The sequence below is a fragment of the Methanocalculus taiwanensis genome (assembly GCF_024372745.1).
In the GTDB taxonomy this organism is placed as follows: Archaea; Halobacteriota; Methanomicrobia; order Methanomicrobiales; family Methanocorpusculaceae; genus Methanocalculus; species Methanocalculus taiwanensis.
Genome location: NZ_VOTZ01000004.1, coordinates 47915 through 73496, shown reverse-complemented (window position 1 = coordinate 73496; position 25582 = coordinate 47915). Strand labels below are relative to the sequence as shown.

At 49.6% G+C, this 25582-nt stretch carries 23 protein-coding genes; 5 read left to right on the top strand and 18 right to left on the bottom strand.

Features of this window, described 5'->3' with window-relative positions; translation table 11 throughout:
- Positions 1-53: 53 nt before the first annotated feature.
- Together FTO68_RS02935 and rqcH are read right to left on the bottom strand one after the other, a co-directional pair.
- Positions 54-1079: an mRNA surveillance protein pelota gene (locus FTO68_RS02935; protein ID WP_255331875.1), complete on the bottom strand. Its 1026-nt coding sequence runs from the start codon at positions 1077-1079 to the stop codon at positions 54-56.
- Entirely contained in the window at positions 1076-2977 is a 1902-nt protein-coding gene (rqcH, locus tag FTO68_RS02930) for a ribosome rescue protein RqcH (protein WP_255331874.1), read from the bottom strand. Before rqcH ends, FTO68_RS02935 begins: the two co-directional genes overlap by 4 nt.
- Before the next feature lie 56 nt (positions 2978-3033).
- Between rqcH and FTO68_RS02925 the strand changes: the two genes are divergently transcribed.
- Both FTO68_RS02925 and FTO68_RS02920 read left to right on the top strand, forming a co-directional pair.
- On the top strand, positions 3034-3366 hold the full coding sequence (locus FTO68_RS02925; RefSeq protein WP_255331873.1) for an EMC6-like membrane protein: 333 nt from the start codon (positions 3034-3036) through the stop codon (positions 3364-3366).
- A 6-nt stretch (positions 3367-3372) separates the two neighbouring features.
- Positions 3373-5154, top strand: a complete 1782-nt coding sequence (locus FTO68_RS02920) for a ribosome biogenesis/translation initiation ATPase RLI (protein WP_255331872.1) — start codon at positions 3373-3375, stop codon at positions 5152-5154.
- 19 nt (positions 5155-5173) lie between these two features.
- On the opposite strand, the gene FTO68_RS02915 is transcribed toward FTO68_RS02920, so the two are convergent.
- The 15 genes from FTO68_RS02915 to FTO68_RS02845 form a co-directional block, all read right to left on the bottom strand.
- Positions 5174-5668 carry a chemotaxis protein CheD gene (locus FTO68_RS02915; protein ID WP_255331871.1) on the bottom strand — a complete coding sequence of 165 codons (495 nt, stop codon included), beginning with the start codon at positions 5666-5668 and terminating at the stop codon, positions 5174-5176.
- Between the two features lie 17 nt (positions 5669-5685).
- A complete protein-coding gene (locus FTO68_RS02910; RefSeq protein WP_255331870.1) occupies positions 5686-6306 on the bottom strand; it encodes a chemotaxis protein CheC in 621 nt (206 codons plus the stop codon).
- Between the two features lie 2 nt (positions 6307-6308).
- The gene (locus FTO68_RS02905) at positions 6309-8540 is read right to left on the bottom strand and encodes a chemotaxis protein CheA (protein WP_255331869.1); all 2232 of its coding nucleotides are present in this window, start codon (positions 8538-8540) and stop codon (positions 6309-6311) included.
- 1 nt (position 8541) lies between these two features.
- Positions 8542-9594: a chemotaxis-specific protein-glutamate methyltransferase CheB gene (cheB, locus tag FTO68_RS02900; RefSeq protein ID WP_255331868.1), complete on the bottom strand. Its 1053-nt coding sequence runs from the start codon at positions 9592-9594 to the stop codon at positions 8542-8544.
- Between the two features lie 3 nt (positions 9595-9597).
- Positions 9598-9960 (bottom strand): response regulator, encoded by a 363-nt coding sequence (locus tag FTO68_RS02895; protein WP_255331867.1) that lies wholly within the window; start codon positions 9958-9960, stop codon positions 9598-9600.
- 71 nt (positions 9961-10031) lie between these two features.
- A complete protein-coding gene (locus FTO68_RS02890) occupies positions 10032-10838 on the bottom strand; it encodes a DUF8579 domain-containing protein (RefSeq protein ID WP_255331866.1) in 807 nt (268 codons plus the stop codon).
- Positions 10839-10882: 44 nt separating this feature from the next.
- On the bottom strand, positions 10883-12022 hold the full coding sequence (locus FTO68_RS02885; protein WP_255331865.1) for a hypothetical protein: 1140 nt from the start codon (positions 12020-12022) through the stop codon (positions 10883-10885).
- Positions 12019-13629 carry an archaellar assembly protein ArlJ/FlaJ gene (gene arlJ, locus FTO68_RS02880; protein WP_255331864.1) on the bottom strand — a complete coding sequence of 537 codons (1611 nt, stop codon included), beginning with the start codon at positions 13627-13629 and terminating at the stop codon, positions 12019-12021. Before arlJ ends, FTO68_RS02885 begins: the two co-directional genes overlap by 4 nt.
- A gap of 4 nt (positions 13630-13633) precedes the next feature.
- A complete protein-coding gene (flaI, locus tag FTO68_RS02875) occupies positions 13634-15508 on the bottom strand; it encodes an archaellum flagellar ATPase motor FlaI (protein WP_255331863.1) in 1875 nt (624 codons plus the stop codon).
- 3 nt (positions 15509-15511) lie between these two features.
- Positions 15512-16273, bottom strand: a complete 762-nt coding sequence (gene arlH / locus FTO68_RS02870; RefSeq protein ID WP_255331862.1) for an archaellum protein ArlH — start codon at positions 16271-16273, stop codon at positions 15512-15514.
- A 9-nt stretch (positions 16274-16282) separates the two neighbouring features.
- Positions 16283-16744, bottom strand: a complete 462-nt coding sequence (locus tag FTO68_RS02865) for a hypothetical protein (RefSeq protein ID WP_255331861.1) — start codon at positions 16742-16744, stop codon at positions 16283-16285.
- A gap of 12 nt (positions 16745-16756) precedes the next feature.
- Positions 16757-17260 carry a flagellin gene (locus tag FTO68_RS02860; RefSeq protein ID WP_255331860.1) on the bottom strand — a complete coding sequence of 168 codons (504 nt, stop codon included), beginning with the start codon at positions 17258-17260 and terminating at the stop codon, positions 16757-16759.
- 51 nt (positions 17261-17311) lie between these two features.
- A complete protein-coding gene (locus tag FTO68_RS02855; protein WP_255331859.1) occupies positions 17312-18178 on the bottom strand; it encodes a hypothetical protein in 867 nt (288 codons plus the stop codon).
- 115 nt (positions 18179-18293) lie between these two features.
- Positions 18294-18866, bottom strand: coding sequence for a flagellin (locus tag FTO68_RS02850; protein WP_438362294.1), 573 nt, complete (start codon positions 18864-18866; stop codon positions 18294-18296).
- 11 nt (positions 18867-18877) lie between these two features.
- Complete coding sequence (locus tag FTO68_RS02845; protein ID WP_255331857.1) at positions 18878-19438, bottom strand: flagellin; 561 nt, start codon at positions 19436-19438, stop codon at positions 18878-18880.
- A gap of 307 nt (positions 19439-19745) precedes the next feature.
- On the opposite strand from FTO68_RS02845, the gene FTO68_RS02840 reads away from it, so the two are divergent.
- The gene (locus FTO68_RS02840; protein ID WP_255331856.1) at positions 19746-20531 is read left to right on the top strand and encodes a hypothetical protein; all 786 of its coding nucleotides are present in this window, start codon (positions 19746-19748) and stop codon (positions 20529-20531) included.
- A 6-nt stretch (positions 20532-20537) separates the two neighbouring features.
- On the opposite strand, the gene FTO68_RS02835 is transcribed toward FTO68_RS02840, so the two are convergent.
- Positions 20538-21473 (bottom strand): ornithine cyclodeaminase family protein, encoded by a 936-nt coding sequence (locus FTO68_RS02835; protein ID WP_255331855.1) that lies wholly within the window; start codon positions 21471-21473, stop codon positions 20538-20540.
- A gap of 508 nt (positions 21474-21981) precedes the next feature.
- Here FTO68_RS02835 and FTO68_RS02830 point away from each other — a divergent pair.
- Together FTO68_RS02830 and speD are read left to right on the top strand one after the other, a co-directional pair.
- Positions 21982-24840 (top strand): M1 family metallopeptidase, encoded by a 2859-nt coding sequence (locus FTO68_RS02830; RefSeq protein WP_255331854.1) that lies wholly within the window; start codon positions 21982-21984, stop codon positions 24838-24840.
- 314 nt (positions 24841-25154) lie between these two features.
- Positions 25155-25577, top strand: a complete 423-nt coding sequence (gene speD, locus FTO68_RS02825; protein WP_255331853.1) for an S-adenosylmethionine decarboxylase — start codon at positions 25155-25157, stop codon at positions 25575-25577.
- Positions 25578-25582: the final 5 nt, after the last annotated feature.

Here is a 25582-nt window from a genome sequence, read left to right as displayed (position 1 = left end):
GGGCAATCCACTTTTTCCCCAAAAATCACAATGAGTTGATGGAAATGGGGTTTTTATGCGATTTTATACCTGAGCAGGGCGGCTATCCCGCCGAGTCCTTCGATACGTTTACCCGGCTCGAACTCTGTTGAGAGGACAAGGACTTTTGCATTCATCGCTTCTGCCTCCTCCATCAGGGATGAGATCTCCGGTTTTCTGATGGCAGAATCTGCGACAATAAGCTCTTCAGCAGCCCCGAATGCAACAGCTTTCCTCACCTCTTCGGTCCCATATGCAACCGGATCGTCGCGTGCTATACGTTTGAAGACCTCATCTGCTGCCCGAACCTCATGGGCAAGCTGTAGATCTTCTGCTACCCGCTCAAGGACGCCATCCCCTATCGCCTGCTGGATCGCGCCATACCCGCTCCTCTGTGTATCAACAATTGCCATCCTGGCAAGCAGATCCGGAGCTCGTGATCGGACATAGGTGCCAAACTCCTCTTTGATGAAACCGGGTCCCGCGATGACAATTGGCCCTGTTACCTGTTGTAGGAACTGGTAGAGGCTTTCAAAGAGCGCCTGACGGGTATTCTCCCCTCTGGTCTTTCCGCTCCCCTGGGTCATCGTTGTGATCCGCTCGGGACCATACTGCCTGACCCTGCAGATCTCAGCCTCCCCTTCCTCAAGGGCAACGATATGAATCGCATCGTAGAGGGATGCCTTCACCGCACGGTCAATCCGGGCCAGATCCGATCTTCTCCACTGCCGTATAACCGAGATCTCGTATCCGGTCTCGACATTCAGGCTGTGGTGCAGGCCTGGATCTGGCCCGTCACGGATCACCCCCGATACCCGCAGCCGCCGTGATTCGGGTACGAATTCGGTCCGTTCCACCTCAAGTCCGATCCTAACCGGCCTCTTCTCTATTTTATCAGGCCTGATCTTATCTGATGACTGCTCAACTGACCGGAGAGTGGTGGCATACACCAGATCAGCCGGCTCGATCAGGTGGGAGAGGTGCCAGAGATCGTCAAGCGACTCCGGAGTCAGTTTTATCTCGCCGGTATTTCTCTTCAGGTCGCAGAAGGTTGCTTTCATGGCTCTTTACTGATATCGGATCCGCCCGCCGGGATGAAGGCGGCGACTGCTTCGGTTGAGAGGATGCTCCTGAGAATCTTGGCATCGGTTGCCGGAAGATGGTCCCGGAGCATTCTTACCACCTTCTTTGCGATATCATTTGGCTCAAAAGTCCCCGGTGTGATCCTGACTGTATATTTTGCTCTCTTTTCAACAGCCGCAACCGGGCCGCCGATGACGGCAACTCCGGGATCAAGGACAACGCCAACGGCAAGTTCTAGAGGTGCATTCCGGTAATACTGCCGTTCTCCCCTGATCACAAAGGCACCCTTTGCAATGAATTCACCTGATTCGGGTGTCTTGCTTACCTGTCCCGGGGCAGCGGCATAGACATCGCCTGATCCATATCCTCCTTTCCAGAAGTTTGAATACGATGCGGCAAACTGTGCGACTTCATCCATCTTATCCGTCTTGCCTTTCACGATGACTACGCTCCCTCCGTGGACATCGGCATGGACGAAGGTGTCTCCTCCCTCCATATATTTCTTGACAAGATCTTCGTTCTGGTCTGCGTCCCTGCCGCCGATTACAAGCACGCCATCACTCGTTTCAAACCAGCGGAACCGGTGGTACCATTTCGGCTTCTGCCTCTTAGGAACAGTCGCTCTCTCTTTCTTTTCTGGAGGGGTCCGGTTCATCGCCCGGATCGCACCTTCACGCTTGGATCTGAACTTCTTCATCTGGTCATAATAGACTCCGACATTCCCCTCGACACTTTTCTGAACCGATATTGTGATCTTCATCCCAAGATCGATGACAACAGATGCATCTGCGGGGTTGACAGAGGCGATCAATTTTGCAGCAGGATGATCTGCTGTCCTGATAACCTTCGCAATCTCCTGCCATGACATCTTCTCGGATGCAGAAGAGAGGATATTGATCAGCTGCTGGATATCGGTGTAGTGTTCGTAGATAAGCTCAGCCGCACGTTCCGATTCACGGATCTTTGTTTCGAACTTCTCTATCGCTGCTTTCTGCTGGCGGCGTATACGCTCTTCCCTCGAAATGACCTCCCGCTTTGCCTCCTCTTTCTCCTCCATCTTCGGAAGCGGATAGTATGAGGTGAGTGCATCCGAGAAAGTCGGATATGAAACAGGATCTACTGAAACTGAGAGGGGGAATGGCCAGCATCCTTGTGTATCGATCACAGGATGGGTATGTGTTCGTGCATCGCCAATGATGCTCCTGTATGCCAGATAGAGGCGGGAGAGGATATCTTCGTTGAGGTATTGAGTCGGGAATGCCTTTTCAACACCTGCACGGAGACAGAGCTCCTCAGCCATCACGCCCCCAAACATCAGACCGACGGCAACTGCCCTGACGAGATCCCGTTCCTGGGATCTCAGGATTTCCCCGAATTCTCCGGGGGTCAGATCGGCGAGATCGATGCCTTCAAGATCATATCTCTCCCCACTGACAATCTCCCGTTCCCTAAACCGCCGTTTCTTCAGAGCATTCTGGATAATGAAGCTCTCGTCGGTGATGATGAGGTTCCCCTCGTCAAAGAGCTCAATGATGAGGTGGAGCGTCCCTCCTCCTTTCCCGATTTCGAGAATAACTACCCGCTCGATACTCTTCTGTCTGACTGAGAGGATCTTTCCCCCGTCCAGGTACTTCCTGAGATACATGGAATATCCTGAGGGGTTCTTCGGGGCCGGAGGAAGTTCAGGAACACGATGTGCACGCCTCCCGATCTCAATAAAAAAGAGGTGGCGTGCCTTATCTTCTCCATTGAAACGAAAGCCAAATGATGTGTTGTCGTACTGGTATATTTTGCCTACCCACAGAGGAAGAAGGCTTTGAAGCTCTGAGGTTAATGCTGCCAGATCAAGCCCGCTCATTCCTTTGTCTGTTGCCATGTGAATACCAAGATACATAAGATGCGAAGACTAAAAAATACACCACTGGTGCGAAGATGAGTAAGGATACCACAGATAAACGTATTGAGAAGAAGGAGCAGCATAAAAAGAGGGTTAAGCGGACCCTTATTGCATGCGTACTGGGTCTCATCGCAGGCATACTCTCGTATATGCTTGGGGGGGTGCCTGATGCTTCAGGTATACAGCCGAATATGATGCTTGCTGTATTCATTCTGCTCGCAGGAATCGTCTTTCAGAAACATATCTTTGCGTTCATCGGGATTGATCTCACCGAACTTGGCAAGAAAGACTGGTTCTACCAGGGATTCATGACATTTGCCATATGGTTCATCACCTGGACTATCCTCCTGACAACGAGTCTTCTCTGATCCACCATGCGTCTAGCAGTCGTCCATCGTGATCGTTGCCACTCGAAGAAGTGCGGAAACGAATGCATCATCTACTGTCCGCGCGTCAGAACCGGAGACGAGACTGTCGTCATCGGGGAAGATGGGAAGGCAGAGATCTCAGAAGAGCTCTGTGTCGGATGCGGTATCTGTATCAAGAAGTGCCCGTTTGGAGCGATTGATATCATCACCCTCCCGGTCGAACTTGACAATCCTACCCATCGGTACGGGAAGAACGGTTTTGCCCTCTATGGCCTGCCGATCCCGGTAGAAGGAAAAGTCTCCGGTATCCTTGGACCAAACGGTATTGGGAAGAGCACCTCTGTTGCAATCCTCTCGGGCCAGCTGAAGCCAAATCTCGGCGAAGAAGAGGAGATCGAAGGAACCTGGGATCGAATCCTGAAGCAGTACGCCGGAACCGAGCTCTTTGACTATATCAAGGCTGTTGCAGAGAGGGGTGTCAAGGTTGCCGTCAAGCCACAATATATTGACGGAATTCCAAAGGTCTTTCAGGGCAGGGTCGAAGACCTTCTGAGGAGGACAGATGAGACCGGCCGGCTGGATCACTACATCCGGGAGCTCTCCCTCTCAAGCATTCTCAATAAAAATATCGATACTCTCTCCGGAGGAGAACTCCAGCGGGTTGCATTTGCTGCATGCCTCTCCCGCGAAGCTGATTTCTATTTTCTCGATGAAATTACGCCATTCCTTGATATCTACCAGAGAATGGCAACTGCCCGGATGATTCGTGAGCTTGCGGCAATACGCCCTATCATGATCGTCGAACATGATCTGGCTATCCTTGATCTTCTGGCAGATACTGTGCATGTCGGGTATGGCAAGCCAGCCGTCTTTGGTGTGATCACCCGGCCAAAGGGTGTTCGTGTCGGGATCAACCAGTATCTTGAAGGCTACCTCCATGAGGAGAATGTCAGGTTCAGAAAGAACCAGGTGGTCTTTGAGACGAGATCGCATATGAAGACCATCGAGCGTGAGACGCTCCTTACCATCCCTTCGATGAAAAAGACGTACCCCGGGTTCAGCCTGACGATTGAGGGTGGGGATATCCGCAAAGGCGAGGTGCTTGGCCTGGTGGGTGCAAATGGTATCGGAAAAAGTACTTTTGCAAAACTGCTTGCCGGTGTCGAGGAACCAGATTCAGGATCAGATGCTGTGCAACCAGGTATCAAAGTCTCATATAAACCCCAGTACATCAGGGCAGGTTCAGATGCAACCGTTGAGGAGCTTCTCAGATCAGCTACAAGGCGGTTTGATACTTCATATTACCAGCATGAGATCATCGAGCCCCTTGTGCTTGAACCCATACTCCAGTCCCCTGCAGATACGCTTTCCGGAGGAGAACTCCAGCGTGTGGCTATCGCTCTCTGCCTCTCGCAGGATGCCGATCTTTATATCCTTGATGAGCCCAGCGCCCATCTTGATGTAGAACAGCGGATGAATGCCGTTTCTGTTATGAAGCATTTTGCTGAGGGAAAAGAGGTGGGTATTCTGGTCATCGATCATGATATGTACTCAATTGATATGCTCTCAGAAAGGCTCCTCGTCTTTGAGGGTGAGCCAGGAAGCCGGGGTGCGGCATATGGCCCGTTCAGGATGCAGGATGGTATGAACCGGTTCCTTGCCAATCTCGGGATTACATTCAGGCGGGATAAGACCGGCAGGCCCAGGATCAATAAGCTCGGCTCATTTCTTGACCGTGACCAGAAGTCCCGTGGAGAATATTATTACGCAACAGCATCAGATGAGTAAAAGAGGAAAAACATTTTTTTTAGATTTCAGAACAGGTGCCATCTGCACGCCTGATTGATATGGTAAAGTTATTTGCCGGGCAGTAAAGGATGGTTCTTCCTTTTGTTCCACCCACATCCTCCCCTTTAAGGGAGATCCCTTTCTGTTTTAAACCTGCTCTGACAGCTTCAATATTTCGCTCGCCAATAGAGAGATTTCCGCTGAAGTTGGCAAACATCTGTGCGCCGCCAACCATCTTTGCCTGGAGCATATTTTTCGATGATCCCTTCTTTGAAAGCTCCTGCAAAAGGATATCGATTGCGGTATCCGCATATTTTCCGAGGCGATCCCGCTTCCCTCCACTCTCCGGGAGCATGATATGGGCCATACCGCCAATACCAAGGATTTTATCATGCATAATCAGCCCGATACATGATCCAAGCCCGATCGAGGTCATAGGCTCCGCTCCGGTATGGTATTCGCCGATGCCTATTACGATTGCCCGTTGACTGTGGCCCTGGTTTGTATCAGCCATTCAAAGACTCCATCACCTCAACAGGCGTGTTTCTTCAGGAGGTCATCCATCAGCTCAAGGATCCGGGAGAGCGTGTTCATCTCGGGCAGCATCACGAGGTCGCCGTTGATGGCATACTGATCGCATGTGAGTTTTGTGTGAAAGAAGACGACCTCATTGACATCGAATGCAACCTCGGCAAGAAGCTGTTCGATTGCGGCATGCGCCATATCAACCACAAGAACCGGGGGTGAGGGGAGCATGACAACGCCCAGGAGTTCTGCGGTTGCATCAAGGAATGCAGATACCATGATGTTGCCGACCTCATTTAATGCACTCTCGTCCATTTCATTCAGCTCTCGCTCCTCGTCTCCCATCCCGAGCATCGTATTGGTCATCCGCATCGCAGAAGAGAGCGGCATGATAAATATCACATACCCCCCCTGTTCGAGCTCGCCCTGCATCTGGAATATCACAAGAGCGGAGGTTTCATCTGTTACGTGCTTATAAATATCTGCCAGATCTACGACCTCAACCAGAGGCACTGTCATCTCTATCTGGCCCATTAACATCTGCGAGAGCGTTGTTGCCGCATGGGATGCCCCGATGTTGCCCAGTTCGCTCAACGCATCCATCTGTGTGGGTGTCAGTAATGCCATTGTTACACCATTGTATTTACATCTAATACCGGAACTACATGCCCGTCTCCAAGGATGGTGATCCCCGATATACCACGGATCACTCCGATAATCCTGCTCAGTGGCTTCACCACAACCTCCTGCTGTCCTTCAACAAGATCAACGGCAATACAACATTTCACCTTGTTATACTGTACTACTATCAGGATCTCAGTTGAATCGGATCGTCCGAACATCTCTTCGAGCATATGCAGGGGCAGTACCTCATCTCTGAGGAGGATTGAGTCCTGTGTTCCGATACGGTGAATATTCTCCCGCCTCATGCTTGCCACCTCAACGATGGCGCTGATTGGGATTGCAATCCTCCGGTTGTTCAGCCTGACGATCATCACCTCAACGATCGCCATCGTTGGCGGGAGGAGAAGCTCGAATGTTGATCCCTTCCCTTCATGGGATGTGACACGGATCGTTCCCTTGAGTGATTCGATTGCACCCCTGACGACATCCAGTCCGACACCACGTCCGCTGATGTCGGTGATGGTTTCGGCTGTGCTGAAGCCAGGATGGAAGAGGTAGCTGATCGCATCCTCTTTTGTCAGTTGATCCGCCATATCCGGGGAAAGAATCCCCCTCTCGATAGCTTTTGCCTTCACCTTCTCGACATTAATTCCGGCACCGTCATCTCTTAGTTCGATGATGACATTATCACGGTCACGGCGGGCAGAAAGCTGCACCAGGCCTTTTTCAGGTTTTCCAATTTCCCTGCGTCGCTCCGGTGATTCGATGCCGTGGTTGACGGCGTTTCTGATGAGATGGAGGAGGGGATCATTTAATCCGTCCATCACGCTTCTGTCAAGCTCGGTCTCACCCCCCTCCATGACAAAGTTGACATCCTTGCCATCATAATGGGCGGTATCCCTGACCACACGCGGCAGGCGGTTGAATATGTGGTTTAAGGGGATCATCCTGATATCCATCATCAGGACCTGGAGATCGGAAACGGATCGATCGATCATGCTGATCGCCTCGTCCATCTCCTTCATCTTGTTCTTCTCTGCAATCTGCTTGAGGCGTCCCCGGTTGATCACAAGATCCTCAATTAAGTTCATCATCCGATCGAGCTGCTGGATATCAACCCTCAGGTTCTTGATCTCGCGGCTCTTGGACTCATCTTTCTTCTTCGGAGCCTGTTCGCGGGACTGTGGTGCAGATGAAGCCTTTTTACCTGCCGGCTCCTGTGATTTTAGAGGAATAATGTCGACTGAGCGGATCTCCGGTACCATCGCCGCCTTCTTCAATTCCTCCGGATCCTGGCCGGTTGCGATCGTCAGCTGAAAGTTTGAATCAAAGAGGCCGTCTTCAACCGCCTCACGCGGAGGATCGCAACTGAGGATTGTTCCGCACTCTTCAAGGCGCTCGAGGGAGATGCAGGCCCGGAGTCCTTTCATCGCCGATTCCTCCTCGACACTGATGATCATCTGGTATCCGGGAAGATCAGGTATGGTGCTCCTCTCTGCTGGCGTATCCCCATGCCCCATCTCCTCAATGAAGACTTCGGAAACCTCGGTTCCCGATGCAGCTGATCGGAGTGCTTCTGCACCTGCATCGCTCTCCATTACAATAGTCAGTACACCGTCAAATGGTGCATCTTCATCTTCAAGAACTAAAAGAGGGGGATCTGATGTGATAATTGTGCCGAACTGTTCGAGGTTCCCGATTGCTATTAATGCCCTGACATCCTTCATCAGGGATGATTCATCGATTGTGATCCGAATGGTATAGTGTGGATTGCCATTCAGCGTCTCTATAGCGGGTAAAGATGTTGTTTTTGGAACCTCTGTTTTTAATGGAGTTTCAGCGGGTCCGCCATTTCCGGTGGCTCTCCTGAGGGATTCGACCATCTCATCCACATTGATCGAACTCCCATCGCCGCCCTCTTCTATCTCGTCAATCTGTTCCTCGATGATATCGACGGTGCTGAGGAGGAGATCCATTAAGTCCTGGGTTACCGAGAGATCCTTATTTCTGATCGCCTGGAAGACATCTTCCATTGCATGGCAGAGATGTTCCATCGTGTCAAAACCCATCGAGGCGGAGGCACCTTTCAGTGTATGTGCTGCACGGAAGATCTCATCGATTGCACCGGGATCTTCGCCGCCTTCAAGAATGAGAAGGTTTCTGACGATCACTTCGTGATTTTCACGTGATTCGGCAACAAAAAGACCTCTGTATTGTTCAAACTCCGACTCGACCATACTATCCTCCTATTCTCCGGACTGCCCGGTGAATCTCATCTGCCATCTTATTTAGCGAATATGTCTCCTGAACGGCATTATGTTCAAGTGCAGACCGTGCCATACCATAGACAAGGCATTCGTCTTCACGAACAACGAATGTCCGCCCGCCTGCCTCCCTGATGGCAAGCATTCCGGCACCCCCGTCATTTCCCATTCCTGAGAGGATCACTGATACAATATTCTTTCCATAGATCTTCGATGCAGATATAAATGTCTTATCGACTGCCGGTTTGACCCCGTGCATGGGCTGGCCGCTTGAATGAACGATCTTTCCTGCAATCTTTCCGGGTGTTGTCAGGGCATTGGTAATTATCGTATGGTATCCGGCTTTTGAGAGCAGCACCCGGTTATTCTGGATGAGATCTCCATTTTCGGTCTCTTTAACATCAAGCGGACAGATCCGGTTAAAACGCTCGGCAAGTGCCGCGGTAAAACCAACCGGCATATGCTGGGTGACCACAACCCCTGCCCCAAGATCCGGCGGTAACATCGAAAGGAGTGTATCAAGCATCTGCGGCCCCCCTGCAGATGATCCGATCAACACAAGCGTATCGGCCTTTGCCTCTGATGGAGCCAGTCCCGTTCGTGATTGCGGTTTTTTCACGATCGTTTTTGGCAGGGAGATGAGATGTTTGATCTTGCTGACAACATCCTCCTCAATGCTCCTGACTTTTCGGAGGTCAGTTGGTTTCAGGAGGAAATCCGATGCTCCAAGCCGGATTGCTGTTAATGTCATCTCAGCTCCCTCGGCGGTGAGTGAACTGAGCATAAGGATCTTTGGCTTTTTTGCGAAATTTGCCCGCCTGAGCTTCTGAAGCACCTCGATCCCATTCATCCGGGGCATTTCTATATCGAGTGTGATGATATCGGGCTCCAGCCGTTCGATCTTTGCCAGTGCATCGATACCATCCACTGCTGTTCCAAGAATCTCTATTTCAGGATCACGGCCGATGATATCCTTCAGAATCGTCCGCATGAAGACGGAGTCATCTATAATGAGAACCGTGATCATAGTCTATGATGCCAGGACGTTCTTCACTTCATCAAGCACTTTTGGGGCCTGGAAAGGTTTCACCACATATCCGCGTGCACCACTTTTTATGGCGAGCTTCACCATCTGTTCCTGGCCGACAGCCGTACACATGACGACTTTTGCACCGGGATCCATCTTTTTAATCTCCTTCAGTGCCTCGATTCCATTCATCTTTGGCATCACAACGTCCATTGTGACCAGATCGGGTTTCAGTGCCTGGTATTTTTCAACAGCCTCTGTCCCGTCTCCTGCCTCGCCAACGATCTCATGGCCACCAGAGAAAAGAATGTTTTTGAGAAGAGTTCTCATAAACAATGTATCATCAACAATCAATATTCTACCCATTCAGCATCCATCCAGATATGTGTGTGGGACGATATTTAGAGTTTTGTTCTGTAGATTACTATTTCTACAGATCAATTCACACCAGCTTTTGTTGCATCGGTGATATACCGGACACCTTTTGCAGTGAGCTGAACCTCTCTTCTGATCTCTTTGACTTCAGCCATATTAAGGTTGATTAACTTCTCATAGACGCGATCAATCTCTTTAAATTGTATCTGGAGCATATTCTGGATTGACGAGGAGTCCATGCCAGAATACACGAGCATGGCGATCTGCTGATCCATTGGTCCAAGTTCGGTTCCCTCCATCTTTATGCCCGCTGTTGCTTCCTGGAGGAAATTATGGAGTATCTCAAGCGTTGAGACCTGGGTGAGGATGAAACTGGAGACGACATCGTGGTGCTCAAGGTGATCGATCTTGACAACATCGGTCGGCTTATCGTTTACCTCTCTCTTTGTCATCTCAATACCTGTTACATCAGAGATAGGAATGCAGATCTGTTTGTTCTGGGTAATGCACCAGATGCCTGTTTTGAGGACGATGATTGCACCTTTCTCCCAGGTAGCGTTTGTTACAAGTACTCCCCCGCGTATTGCAGGGGAAATAAACTGAACCATCAGCCGATATCCGCTGCATTTCATCAGTATCTTATGCTTCAGTACAAAAAGCACCTTGTCAACAGAGACGAGATCGATGGTTTTCCCGTCTTTTTTGACAATAGTCAGAGTATTCTTCTTCTTCTCCTCCAGATCGAGTATATGCCTGAGCGGAATCGTTGCATTAACCGGTGATGGAATGGCAATTTTTTCATCATCTATTTGAATCTTCAGATTGATCCATTCATCATTATGCTGGATTTTTACTGGTGCGCTAACCATCGACTATCACCCTTCCTCTATACATCTCTCTGGCTGGATGATAATTATTCATCTTTTTTCCCTCCAAGGATGGTCAGGAGATTTGATAGCTCTTCTTCCAGTTCTTCCGGTGAAACCTCGGCATCCTTTAAATCACGGACAAGGCTTAAATCCTGTTTTTTTCTGACATTTTTTGCGCTGCTCTTCAGCTCACTGAGAAGATCGCCCTCTGAGCCCGTTCCACCGCTGGATTTGGAGAAGAAGGAACTCTTCTTCTCTGTCTCTTTTGCGTCAAGGAATCCGACATTCGAACTGATGGCCTCAGCACCTGCGCCAAACCCGAAGTCATCCTTTTTCTTTTTATCCCGGCTCTTTTCTTCCTCAACAGGAATATCTGCGAATGGATCGGGCATCTCATCCAGATCCACCAGGTCATCCGGAAGTTCCGGTTCCTCATCCATTTCAATCTCATCAAGATCGATTGAATCGAGATCATCACTGCCTGTGAGAATCTCCTGATCAAAAGAGCCATCAAATGAATCGTCCAATGGAGTGTCCAGCGGCTGATCAAATCCCTCCTCCACCAGATCGTCATCCAGATCTCCTGCCTGGGCAAGTATCGATGCGACATCATCTGCCATGTAGCCTGCATCATCCTGCCCCATATCGAGGACTACTTCGTCTCCTCCAAAATCATCAAGCCCCTCATCATCCAGTTCATCCAGGTTGATGTCGCCGAAGAGATCTTCTTCATCGAGCTCGTCGTCAGGTGCTTCGGGGGCGGGGGCGGCAATGGCTGGTGGGGCGGTTTGTGCAGGCTCCTTCTCCTTCCTGCTGAAAAGCCCGGATCCTTTCTCCTTCCTGCTGAAAAGCCCAGATCCTTTCTCCTTCTTTGTTTTCTCTTTCTTCTCTTTTGGCTTTCGGCTTCCACCGGTGAGCTTCTTGTAGAGATTATAAAAGGTGGGTGCTTTTTCTGCAAACCTCTCGCCAAATGTAGGTCCTGCTGGTTTTTCTTCTTTTATCGTATCCTCTTTTTCTCTTCTTAGATTTTTCAGGGAGAGTGATCCTGTAATGAAGAGGAGTATTACCCCAAAGAGGAATACAACCAGAATAAGATAGAGGATTGGCAGATCGATGAAGATGAGTATCAATCCTATTAATATAATGCCAAAAAAGAGCAGAATACGCCTGAATGAATCCTTCATACAACAGTTCCTCCTGTAGACACCAGCCCTTCCATGCTGAAGAATAAATCAACAACCGGTGGAATTGCAAGAAAGAGCATTCCGGTGACTAAAAACATTATTGAAAGAAATGGATATACCATGCTCCGATCGCCACCCACTGCCAGCTGCCCGACGATTACATTTGCAAAACAGATGAGCACCAGGATCTGGACGACATAGGCACCGACCAGGGCATCCGGAAAATCAATGAACATGCCAATCATCCCTCCACCCATTGCACCCCCTATTGCATCCCCCGACGCTGCTGCCGATGCCGCCTCAAAGCTAGTCATTACACTCGTTATTGATTTTGAGAGGGTGGATAGAATATTATAGAGGGCGATGAAGATGGCGCACATTGCTGCATGCATCGGTATTAAGAGAACCACAAAACCCATACTTGCCAGTTCCCGCCGCTTCCTCATCAGCACCTGCTCAAGCATCGAGTCAGCAACGACTGTTCCGATCTTCTTTGCATCCCCTCCCATCTTTGCGGTGTCACGGAAGATACTGAAGTACTTATAGATAAAATTACTTCCGCACTCGCCGATAAACCGTTTCCATGAGAGCTCTTCATCCAGCCCCAGGTTCAGTTTGGAGTAGACTGAGAGGAGCAGCGGCGAGAGTGTGGGCATTGATTTCTTATCTACCTGGGCAAGTGCCGTTGATAGTGTCACTGATTTTCCTCCCATGATTGCACCAACTCCACGTATGAAGTTTGGGAATTCCTCGTCCCGGGCGATGACATTGCTGTTGTCAATATATGCGATGATCGCCAGCGGCGCAACCATAAATCCTACAAGCATAAAGACAATGCCCGCAGGGATGCCGATTACCCAGGCAAGAAGCCATGCGATGATTGTGAGTGGTATAATGATCTTCTCAAGTTTTTTCAGCATTCCCTGCTCTTTTGAGGACCAGTCTTCAGACTTATAGACGCGATCATCGGTTGGAACCGTCTGAAACATTGTTCCAATACCAAATGCTGAAATCAGGATCACAATCACATAGGTAATACCAAGAGTCTCCTCAACAGAACCTGGCGTATAGATTGCAACTGACACCATGAGCGTAATAGCGATCACAACCGAGGAGAGGAGCATAGCGATGTATGCGTCCGCCCACTTCTTCAGGAGTTCATATCCGGCTTCCTGGTTGTTCCTGAAGATCTCCATGGAGGATGAGAGTTCGCCCTCAAGGAAATCGATGTCGGGCACCCCGGACTCCATTGCATTGCCAAATCTATTCAGCAGAGTCTTTAAGAGAGCATTTTCAACCCTTTCACCCACGATTGTTATTGCCTGTACATAACTGTACCCAAACCGCTTGACAAAGAATTCAATCTTCTTGATCGCTTTTGCCGATGCGTACTCCTTCTTTTCAGAAGTACTGGCAAAAATCTCGGGGCGTGTTGCCTTTGCAATGGCAAGCGAATCCATATATGTGACCATAAGAAGGATATCAGATGCCATCCTCCGGTCATCAAAAACCCTGGTGATGCGTTTGTATATGCTTTGGAAGAGATCTTCGAAGGGGAGCTTTCCATCATTATTCTCCCTCAGCCGCTCAACAACATCCTCAAACATCCCTTCAGTCCCCCCCGATATCGATCTTCAGGAGGCCCTGCTTTCTGACTTTTGTGAGCATATGGAAGAGATCATAGTACCTGGTGAATCCTGCCTCATGAAGTTTCTCTAATATTTTGGCACGTTTCTCAATCTCAAGATAAATATCGGCTTTCCTCCGTTCAGGAATTCCAAGCAGGGTTGCCACTTTGTACTCGAGCAGGAAACTGATTCCTTTCGCGTTAAAGGTGTGCGTATCAGTGACAGGCTCCCATGAAAATGCCTCGACAAAGGAGAATCCCTGGCTTTCAGGATCATATCCGACAAGCTCGGATATGGACAGAACCCGCCTCACCGTCTCGCCGGTTGGCCGTTTCACAGCACTCTGGATGACAACAAGGTTTAAACTGTCCACAAAGGTCTTTGGAATGAGGATGGGATCGCCAGTTAAACGCTGGATCAGTTTCTCTACACTTGATGCGTGGAAGGTACTCATCACAGGGTGCCCGGTCTGCATCGCACCAAAGGCAACTGAGCCCTCAACACCACGGATCTCTCCGACGAGGATCTGGTTTGGCCTCTGCCTGAGTGCAGCACGAAGGAGGTCAAACATTGTCACTTCGCCACCTTCACCCTCGCCTTTGCCTTTTCCTTTGGCAACCTCGCGTGTCCAGTTCCTGTGGGGAATGTTCAGCTCCGGGGTATCCTCAATTGTGACGATTTTATTCTCTGGCGGCAGAAATGCGGTTATTGCATTGAGTGTGGTGGTCTTGCCTGACGCCGTCTCTCCGGAGACGAAGAGGGACATACCATATTCGATCAAAATCCAGAGATATGCCGCACACATGTAGTCCATACCGCCGCTGTCAATAATATTTAAGATCGAGAGGGGTTCGCCCATCGCCTTTCGGATGGTGAAGTTGCTCCCGTGCCTGCTGATCTCGGTTCCATAGACGATGTTGATACGTGAGCCGTCAAGGAGAGTGGCATCCACAATCGGGCTCTTGTAGGTGATAGGATTTTTGATCCGCTCAGCCATTTTTAGTACAAAGAGGTCAAGTTCGTCGGATTTTTTAAATTCGATGACAGATTTCAAGCCTTTGAAGATCTTATGCTCTATGAAGATCGGCCCGACGCCATTGCAGGTGATATCTTCGATATAACTGTCCTGGAGAAAGGGTTTTAGAACCCCCATATCGACTTTATCGCGTATGAGGACGTATTCCAGTGCGGTATATTGTGCAGGAGTTACAATTACTTTACCATCCGCAGTTTGTGGGACTCCGGGGAATTTACGCGCAACTGAGTCTTTCTTTGTATCACTGAGATCCTTCTGGAGGAAGTTCATGATCCGATCCTTGATCGACGCTGGCAGTTCACTCTCTGCGCTTTCGATGAGTGCGGTATCCTGCGATGTTTTGATGAATGTGATCTCTTTTAAGAGTTTTTTGAGAAGATCAGCTCGCTCCTTTTCGGTTACGGGATCATAATCAAGCGCATCGAGGAGGTCAACGAGTTTACACTCGATTGCTGCGTTGAGGTAACCGACGCTATGGAGGAACGAGGGCTCTATCGGGATGTAATACTGTCGTACATCGTTTGGATCGGGGAGTATATGGACGAATGTTTCATTACCGACAGGGTAGATAACATTCGGACTCTCCATCTTTTTGAGATCGCCTTTGAGTTCCGAGAGGAAAAGTGGAATGCCATAGATGTCAACTGGGAAAATAAGGAGATATTCAAGAAGATGGGGGCTCTCGCGGACATATTCCCGTGCATTCTCCGGAAGCATCCGGTACAGCGCTGATGACTCGAGATCTCCTTCATAGATCTCCTCGACATCGGCTGTTTGTGGCTGAAAGGGGAGTGTTACGTCGATTGAGAGCGAGGATGCCATGGTCTAGACTTTTGCTACCGACATCGGAATGATCTTCATACCATACCCGGGATGGACCTCAAAGGAAACCAGGTTTCCGGTTGTCTTCCGTGCACCCCGCACTTTTCCAACCTCCATCACCATTACATATTTGTCACCGATGAGTGATTTCTTCATCACCAGGTGGGCATCGCAGGTGGATCTGATGCGTACAAGGGAGTCTTCTTCAAATGCATAGGTGTGGAGCGTGATCAGGATGGTCTTTCCATTGTCTACGAGGGTTTTACAGTTAGTGAAGAAAGTCATGACCACGTCTGTGGAAGCATATTCTGAGAAGAGTGTCAGTGAATCGATGATGATTACATCAGCTTTACTTTTTCTGATATGGTTCACCAGTCTTCCAAGGATTCCCTGCATGTCGCTTTCATCCCAGTCAAAACCAACTACATGGAGGGGGAATACCCGTATATATCCCCAGGCAAAGTAATCTGAGATATCAAGGCTCATCGATTCCATCTGTGCCAGAAAACTCTTCACAGTATTCTCTGTTGTGAAGAGATCGACAGTAAAGGAGTTCTTCATAGCACCCCACATGATCTGCTGGGTGATGACGCTCTTGCCGGTGTCGTTCTCGCCTTCGATTAAGGTCATCGAGTAGAGGGGGAGTCCGTCTGCGATCTTCCTGTCAATCTCGGGGTTGCCTGTCGAGAGGATCTCCTTGTCTGAACCTCCGATTAAATCGGTCAGGTATGAGTTACCGGAATCATCATCATCATACTTTGCCATGATAGTCCCTCAGAGATATGCGGATGCGGCGGTGCCAGCTGGTGTTGCCACCTTCACCCAGGTTGGAGGAGAGAGGGCATCAATACTCACGCTCATATTCAGAGTCTCGCCTGGGTCGAAGAAACCCGGATTGATGAGATCCGGGGATAGTAGAACCGGATCGGTCGGTTCCCAGCTTTTTCTTTCCTGGGATCCATCTTCTGTTGCGATGAATAGATCCATCTGTTTTGGGTTCCTGATCACCGTGTTCCCGTCATTTTTTACGAGGATATAGAGAGTTGTATTGTCCACTATCTGATGCCCTTCGATTGCAATCGAGGTTCCCGTCCTGTCCGTCTGTACTTCGGTCATATCCCGTTGTGCTGTCATCACGAGTTCAGCTGTGATCAGAGTGGCTCCGATCAGAAGGTATGCGACAACAAGAAGAAGGAACACCCCTACAATCGCTCCTATTATGGTTGCAAATCCCATGTCGCATCTCTCCTAGACGACCGAGAAGTCAATATTTCTCCGCACCCCGTTCGGGAGGACGATCTGGAAGGTTATTCTGTCCCCTTCACTAACGCTGATGCTACTCTGTGCTACGATCTCAAGAGTCTCTCCCCGATCCCAGAGATCGTTTGAATTATCGTCATAGAGATGGTATTTCCACATACCCTGACTGGGATTGTCTCCTTCCCCTTCATATTCCATCCGTCTGATCTCACCTGTCTTTCCAAGATAAATATCAAACCGGGGGATCAGACCTTCGCCTATCGGGTTTACTCCGGTATTTTTTATCCAGATATATGCAATATCGTCATCTTCGTTCATGACCGTATTCACAATCGCTACGTCCGTTCGCATCCGATCGTCCATCTCCTGTGAGCTTGAGACAAAGGTCTCGGATGCACGGTAAATAGAGGGAAAAACTGCGTTGACGAGGACACCTGCTGCTATAATGGCAGTGATTAAAAATATGGCTGTGACGAAGGTTTCTGAACTCATGATGTCTCATCCATATGATCTCTTCACTGGTATAGTATGGTTTGTATAGTGTTATATCTTATCGATCAGATGTGCCCACTCTTCGCCAGGTTCCTCCTTTGGTAATTTTGGCCGCTTTGAAAATCCTTTCTTCGTGTCCCGCTCCATCATGACAGTGATCATGTCCCGGTCAAGAGAGGTGTCCTCGGGATCCAGTATCTGGTTTAGTACATAGAGTTCTGATACAAACTCGTCCGCACCCACTTCATGCTCTTCCCCAAGTGAGGCTGGCATGATGCGGGCGATCTCTTTTACCTCGTCTGCTGCCTCTTTTTTGATATACCCGATGGACTGGTATGAATCGAGCATGATATCCAGCCGGTCATGGCCGTACTTGGTGATAGCGGCTTTGGTCCAGTTAAAGAGCTGGTACACCTTGTGAAGGCAGAGTTTTCCATCTTCTTCCTTCTTCATCGGGAGATTTGCAGGAAACCGGGTAGTGGGATCGACTGTCGGTACCTGTGGGAGTGCATACTGAGGCGGCATCTCAGGAATCGGCTCCTCTTCCTCCTCAATGGGATACTTCTGCTGCCTGCCAGAACGAGGCTTCTCAATCTCCTGGGCAGGGCGGGAGAGGAGTTCTTCCACCTTCTCTTCGAGCTCCTGGATACGGGCAGCATCCTCCTGGGTTTTCTGTTCAATCTCCTGGATTCGTGCGGCATCGGCAGGAGTGAGTCCTGCAACTATTTCGCCTCCCTGTGCAATGACTGTCAGTGGATTATCAGCTTCGTTCAGACGCTCACGTATATCGATCAAAAGCTTCTTGATCGATTTCTTCATGAGGTCAACTTCCTGTTCCAGGTTCTGCAGTTTAACCTCGGGATCGTCGGCGGAGGCGGTCGCCAGAATGTTATCGACCTGAGATTGGTTTACTGCCATATGGTATGTATATTATTTGTGTGATATATAATGGTTTTGGATGCAAAAACGATAAAGGGGTGGAATAATGGGATTAATTACTCAGTTGTGTTAAAAAAGGGATTGATGGAAGGTTTTACACCAGTGCATTCACCGGGTAGATCGCTGCCGGAGTACTTCTGACAATGGTTGTCAGGGCTCCCTGTTCCGGCTGCAGCGCAAGGGTGAACCTCGTGTTGTTTCCAGGGGCAGTTGTTGGCATGAATGTCAGTGTAAACTTCTCGTTTGGTTCAAGCACAGTGTCTGCCGTTATGTTGTTAAAGAATTTACTTATGTTCCAACCTCCGCCTGCTGCATTACCACTTGTATATGTCAGGAACTCCCTGTTCGTCGGGTCGGTATAGGTGACCTGCATCGCGGAGATGTTCATCGCTTGCATACCAGAGGTTAATGCAATCGTGGCAGTAACTGTATCGATGCCAGCCTGATTGTCTCCGGTTCCATTTCCATATCCATAGACGATACCATGTACTTCGATGCTTGAGGCGGCCTGTCCCATGCCGGTATGGACAACTTCCTGTGCCTTCTGTGACGTGAAGAAGCCTGCACCGAGCATCACATACGAGAATACCGCGGCGACGACGACGAACGCGATCAGGACAATTGCGGCTTCAAGACCGGTAAATCCGTTTTCATTCTGTTTTTTCATCATGATCACCTTCAGTAGACCTCATAGTATGTGCTGACTCCAATCGAGAGTGGAGCGGTGCGTGTGATCGGAAGTGCTGAGCCAACTGCTGGTTTCACCTCAATGGTAAACTGCTGATTTGGATTTATAAAGCTTGCTCCATTCGCATTGCTTATGCCTATCTCAAGGATCTCACCACGCTCGAGAAGATTGTTACCATTGGCATTATGCCATCGCATTGCAGATGAAACATCACTGTACGCAAGTTCTTTGAGCTGGTCTTTCGTCGAAATAGAGTACACTACTTTCGACATGTCGACCGGGCTTCCCCCGGCTGCCATGATGAGAGTAAAGTTGGCCCAATCATAGGCTGTTCCAGCTGAGTTCGATAACAGAACCACAGGTCCCGATACCTCAAGGTTGGTGGCAGACTGGCCGACAGCATGGTAGACCGTCTCCTGGCTCTTCTGGGTTGTGAAGAACCCGGCTCCGAGCATCACATATGAGAAGACTGCAGCGACCACGATGAATGCGATTAAGACAATCGCAGCCTCAAGGCCGGTGAAGCCGTCCTCTTTTCTCTTAAGACTCATGTTAAAATCACCTTCTTTTCCTTACCAGAATACCGGATTCATTCCTATGGGAGCGAACCAATATTCATAGTTCCCTAGTGTATCCAATGATATAAATAAGTATGTATCATACATATGGTGAGTTATTGTTATTGCCAGATATTGCCAACTATATTCAGGAAATAATAATACAAGCGAGGTCAGTAGTAAAACGAATATCCTGCGGGTTAATCTCCTGTACCAATGAATCTGCATACCATACGAGATGTAGAGAAACAGAAGAAGAATATAGTGCTCCTTGACAAAGCAACCGTTCCGGAGGTGAGCAATGGATAAAAAAGACGGGATAATATTTCTTATCGGGCTTGTATTCATCATCGTTGTGGCAGTCGTCATCAAGCCGATGGCAACCGGAGAGAGCCCGGATCTGAGTCTCCCGGATATCCCGTCAATTCCGGGAATCGGGAGTGAGCCGGGTACATACCAGATACAGCCTCCAACTCCGGTGCCGCTTGGCCAGATCAGAATCCCCCATCCATCAACGGTTGAAGGGGCAGGGATCGGCGCTGCCCCCTCGCAGGTATGGGATGGATCGCCAATCCAGCTTGGGATTGGTGATCCTGCAACATATGGTCTCAGGCTGGAAGATGACCGTCTCCAGGCTCGTACTCCAATTGATGAAGGGCCAACAACCCCGCGGCTGGCAACCTATGCAACATTCAGCGCCGGAACCGGTGACGGGCTCACATCCGGAACACCTTTGACAACCGAGGTATTCGCCATACCTTTCCCTCGCTGGGAGATCTGGTATACCCTTGAGACTTCGACAAACCCCGGTGAAAAGATAGCAGGTTCTGATGAAAGACTTATTGGGATGGCGGCGTATCCCCGGTTTACTATCACAGTGATGGATGCAAGTGATCCAAGCAGGGTGGTTGCCACGATCAGCCCGACAGAAGGAGGAATCATTGACAACCGGCTCTGGGAGGATGAAAAATTTGACCCCCGCCCATGGAGTAAAAAAATCCTCGAAGGGGGACGGAGCTACTATCTCATCGTTGAGAGAAGGCTTATTGACTCCTATGAGATCGAGATCAAGGTGCCGGTGGAGTAAAACCCTTTATAGTTCGATCTCTTTTCCTTCCATCTTTTCAACAACAAGCCGTGCAATTGCCAGATCCTGCACTGCTAGCCCTGTCGAATCAAATATCGTGACAGCATCTGCTGAAATTCTCCGCTTCTCTCCAATCACTACCTCCCCGAGTGTGCCAATAATCCTGTCTGCTGAATACACACCTGATCTGATCGGCACATTAACTTCCCCGGAATGGATCGCCTGCTCATAGTCATCCACAAAAACCCTGGCACGGGCAAGCAGTGCTGGATCAAGCTCCTGTTTGCCGGGGGCATCGGCTCCGATTGCATTGATATGTGTTCCGGCAGCAATCCACTCAGATCTGATAAGCGGCTCCCTGGAAGGCGTTGTGGTGATGAGGAGATCGCAGTTGCAGGCTTCCTCAATCGATCCGGCAGGTGATGTATTCAACTGTGGATATGCAACGGCAAACCGTTCGGCATTCTTTCTCCTCCTGCTCCATACGATCACCTCTTCGACATCGCATTCTGCTGCGACTGCATTGAGCTGTGCCTCTGCCTGCCGCCCGCTCCCGACAAGCCCTACTGTCAGCGGTTTCTTCGCCGCCAGATATTTCGCAGCCACCGCCCCGGCTGCCCCTGTTCTCATATCAGTGAGGGCGGTTGCATCGATTAAGGCTGTCTGCACCCCTGTATCCGGATCGATAAGGATGATGGTTGCCATCACCGTTGGAAGGCCATGTGCAGGATTACCGGGGTGGACGTTTACGATCTTCACACCGGCAAGATTCATCGCCGGAATTGACGCAGGCATCGTCCTGAAATCACCCTCAGGGAATGTGATATAGATCTTCGGCGGCATCTGGACAGTGCCCCGCCCATGTTCTGCAAAGACTTCTTCAATTGCAGAGTTGACTTCCGGGTAGGTGAGGCTCCTGCTCGCATCAGGGTAATATTTCATAAGAGGATAATGAAATGATGGAGTATTTTGGTCTGCCGGTTGTTTGAGGCACGTTATGTACCAGGAGGGTTTCACAACACTCAATAGATGGCTCGTCGCTGATTCGTATGGGTTTTACATAGGGAACGAGTCATCATCTGGTTGTCAGGTGTTTGTATCATCATCAGGATCTGTTCACTAAGGCGTTTCCCCACCGCCCCGTCCCCGTCCTCACATGCTTCGCAGGGAGGTTGTACTGGGCGGTCGCAGATGCTAGCGCGGGGAGGGGGCGGGAATGCTCCTTTGGTCTGCCAGAGGAGATATACTCCGATTCTACGAATCGCCTTTCAGGTTGCTCTGATAAGCAAGGGTATATCACCTCTTTCCGCCTGATCTCTCGCCAGCCCGCCCCCCGATACCCGCGCCGCACCTGCTTCAAACTACTCACATAAAATAGCGAGGAGGCCAATAGATCGTTCTCCGCCCCCTCACCATCACCTTTTACCCCTTCCAGATCGAATACATCCTCATGCCTCCGCGATTCCGGTACTACCGCTCGGACTTCTCACCTTCCCCCGTTGATGTCATTCATATGGATCTTACCTTTGCCATCTCTGATACCGAGACCCGCGTCCTTGCAGAAACCCTCTTCAGGACACAGTCCACTCCCATCCGATCCCTCTACCTGAATGCAAAGGATCTTGAGATCCACTCCATCTCATGCAGGGGCCGCTGGTGCGAATATACCCAGGAGGAAGATACTCTCCGTATTTCATTCGGAGATGACATCCCGCCCCAAACCGAGTTTATTATTCAGAGCGAGACGATCTGCCGACCCTCACACACCCTCCTTGAAGGACTCTATTATGATGAGACTCCGGAGGGTTCACCGCCCACCCAGATCACCCAGTGCCAACAATGGGGATTTGAGCGGCTTGTGCCCTGTATCGATGAGATGACTGCCAAATGCACGTACAGGACAACCATCATCGCCGACTCAGCGTATACCCATATGATCTCAAACGGCGATATCGCAACCCCCCGGCACAGGCTGACAAAAGGGCATCCATTATCGCAGACTTCACGGTTCCTGCATCAGCACCCTGCATCTTTTGAAAGGGACTTGATCACCTATGAGAACATCACGACACCGATGGCACCCTACCTCTTCTTCCTTGGTGTCGGCACCTATGCCTCCTTCCGGCGGACCTTTGAATACCCCTCTGGCAGGACTTTTCTGCTCGAACTCCTCTGCCCTCCGGGATCTGATCCTATCCGTGCAGAACAGGCACTTGATATCCTTGAGGATGGCATCCTCTGGGTGTACCTTTTCACCGGCCCTCATTGTTATGAGCAGGTTGAAGTCAGGCACGAGATCTACCGGCTTTATAACAAGCGTGCAAAGCTCAGGAAACGTGGGGCAGATGCAGCCGATCTCCTGCGGATCACCCGCCAGATGGAGCTTCTAGACAAGGAGATTGTCGGCGGGTACATCTATACCGGATCGGTGTACCGTGAGATCGGAATGCAGAACTCCGATTTCGGCGGGATGGAGAATGTCGGAAATACGACCATCTCGACAAACCGGCTGATGCCGTTTGCAGGGATGACTGACGCGGGCTTTGAGTATCTTATGCGGGTCAAGTTACATGAGTACTACCATAACCTGAATGGATCAGAAGTAACCGGGGAGACTCCTTTTGAGATCTGGCTGAACGAAGCTGTTACCGTCCATGTTGAACAGCAGTACCATGCATTTCACTTTGGCGAGGACTACAGCCGCCTCCAGACGATCCTCTCCCTCCTCGACCCTGCGGACGGAACATTTGCCCGGGATACCGGGGCAGCCGCAATGCCGATTGAGCCGGATGGTTTCAATGATCCAAATGATCTGATCACGTCTGTCACCTATGTCAAGGCACCGGAATTTGTCAGGATGGTTGAAAAAATTCTCGGAAAAGAGCCTTTTGTCTGGGCGCTCTCACTGTATCACAGGAAATTTGCACACTCAAATGCCAGCAGGGATGACTGGGTGCACCTGATGGGATCGGTTGCAGGAGTGGATCTTGGCCCAATGGCAGAAGGCTGGCTGAAGCGACCGGGATTCCCGACTATTACTGTAAATCCTTATTATAATCCGGAAGAGCGGCTATGCACCGTTCATCTCCTTCAGTCCGGGGGCAATCCCCCATGGATATTCCCGTTTGACCTTGCTCTGATGAAAGAAGATGGCACTGAAATCGCCTCCCGCTGCCACCTTGTGCAACAGGCAGAGGAGCAGATCATCTTTGAGGATGTCGACTGCCCTGCCTACTATTCACTGAACCGTGGCTTCTCATGTTACGGCCTCCTAAATTATCATCCGGGTGAAGATCTCCTGTATCTTCAGGCACGAACCGATCCGGATATTGCAGGTAGATACCTTGCATTTCATTCGATTGCTTCAATGGAGCTTAACAGGTTGATGAAGAACCCGGATGCTGGTCCCTCGGGTGCGTTCATCACCCTGTTTATTGATCTCCTCTCAGATCCAGAACTGATGGAAGGGGCTGGTGCACAGGTTCTGACCCTCTTTGAGGATGCAGGGGACCCTGCCGTTGCCCACCATTACCGGGCTGCATATGAGGCACGGCGCAGGATGGAGCTGGCTATCGCTACATCGCAGGCTCCAACACTTCAGGCATTATATAAGGCATACCACCAGACGGATCATACCTGGGAATCGATCGGGGGGCTTGCCGTATTTGTCAGAAATCGCCAGGTGAAGAACCTCTGTCTCCGCCTTCTTGCCCGGCTCGACACCCCGGACATCCACGAGATGATCAAAAACCAGTATCTGAATACGTCTATTGCAACGGATCGTATGCATGCATTCTCTCTCCTGATCGCCTCATCTGATTCGGATCGACTGGAGCTGTTCCGGGATATGATGAATTGGGCAAGAAAGGATCCAGTTGTCTGGGAGCAGTTCCTTGCAGCAACTGCCAGCTCAGATGCAGAGGATCTGGTCTCTCTTCTCAGGGAGATTGAATCCTCAGGTTATCTCAGGATTGAACAGGCTAACGATCAGAGGGCGCTTTTTGGGCGTTTTGCAAGAAACAGGAAAAAATCCCTTGAGACTGAAGACGGGAGATCGTTTTTTGAAGATGCCCTGTTCCGCCTGATGGATGTCAACGAATATACAACAACCGGGCTCCTTATCGCCTTTTCTCATGTTGACCGGATGGATCCTGCAACTCATATTCCATTGATGGGTATACTTATCAATCTCCTGAGAAAGGCATCTTCTGCTGCAATCCAGCTGACATTAAAGAGAATAGTACTTGGAAATCCTGTTGCACTCAGAACCTATGAATCGGCGAAGGGTCATATTCCTGAGCTTGAGTGAATAAAAGCCCGGTTGGCATTTATCAGTGGAGGGTCGTCACCTCCTTCCTTTATATACTTCATCCTTTTTCAGAAAGCGCATCACCTAGAATTTTCTCTTTTTTTTATCGATGGCAAAATTGAGCTTTTTCAAATTTATTCGATTATGAATGCCTATTTTGAGAATAGATATCATAAAACTCAAATTAATCGATTTTGACCAAAATAAACTCTCTGGTTCCATAATTGGATGATTATAATCGTTTTTAGTATGAGAAACATTTATATACTGAATTTTGAAACCTATATGTATCCAAAGAGGGAGATTGTAAGACCATGACCCAGACTATGCAGATACCAAAAGAACTGTCCGACAGAGAGATCATGAACCGTTACAAGGAGGAGAACATGTGGGGCCTCTGTACGGCAATTGATCTGAAGAATTGTAACCCGGAGACGATCCGTGACCCGCAGAAAATCCACCAGTTCATTGTGGAAGTCTGCGATCTCATTGATATGAAGCGCTTTGGTGAACCAGTTATCGTAAACTTCGGTCCAAATGAGCGTGTTGCCGGATATTCATTAGTCCAGCTGATCGAAACCTCATGTATTAGTGGGCATTTTGCCAACGACACAAACAGTGCATACCTTGATATCTTCAGCTGTAAGGAATACCCGCCACAGATCACAGCTGAATTCTGTAAAAAATTCTTTGGTGCAGACGAGATCAGGACAACGGTCTTCTTCCGTTCCATCTGATTCCT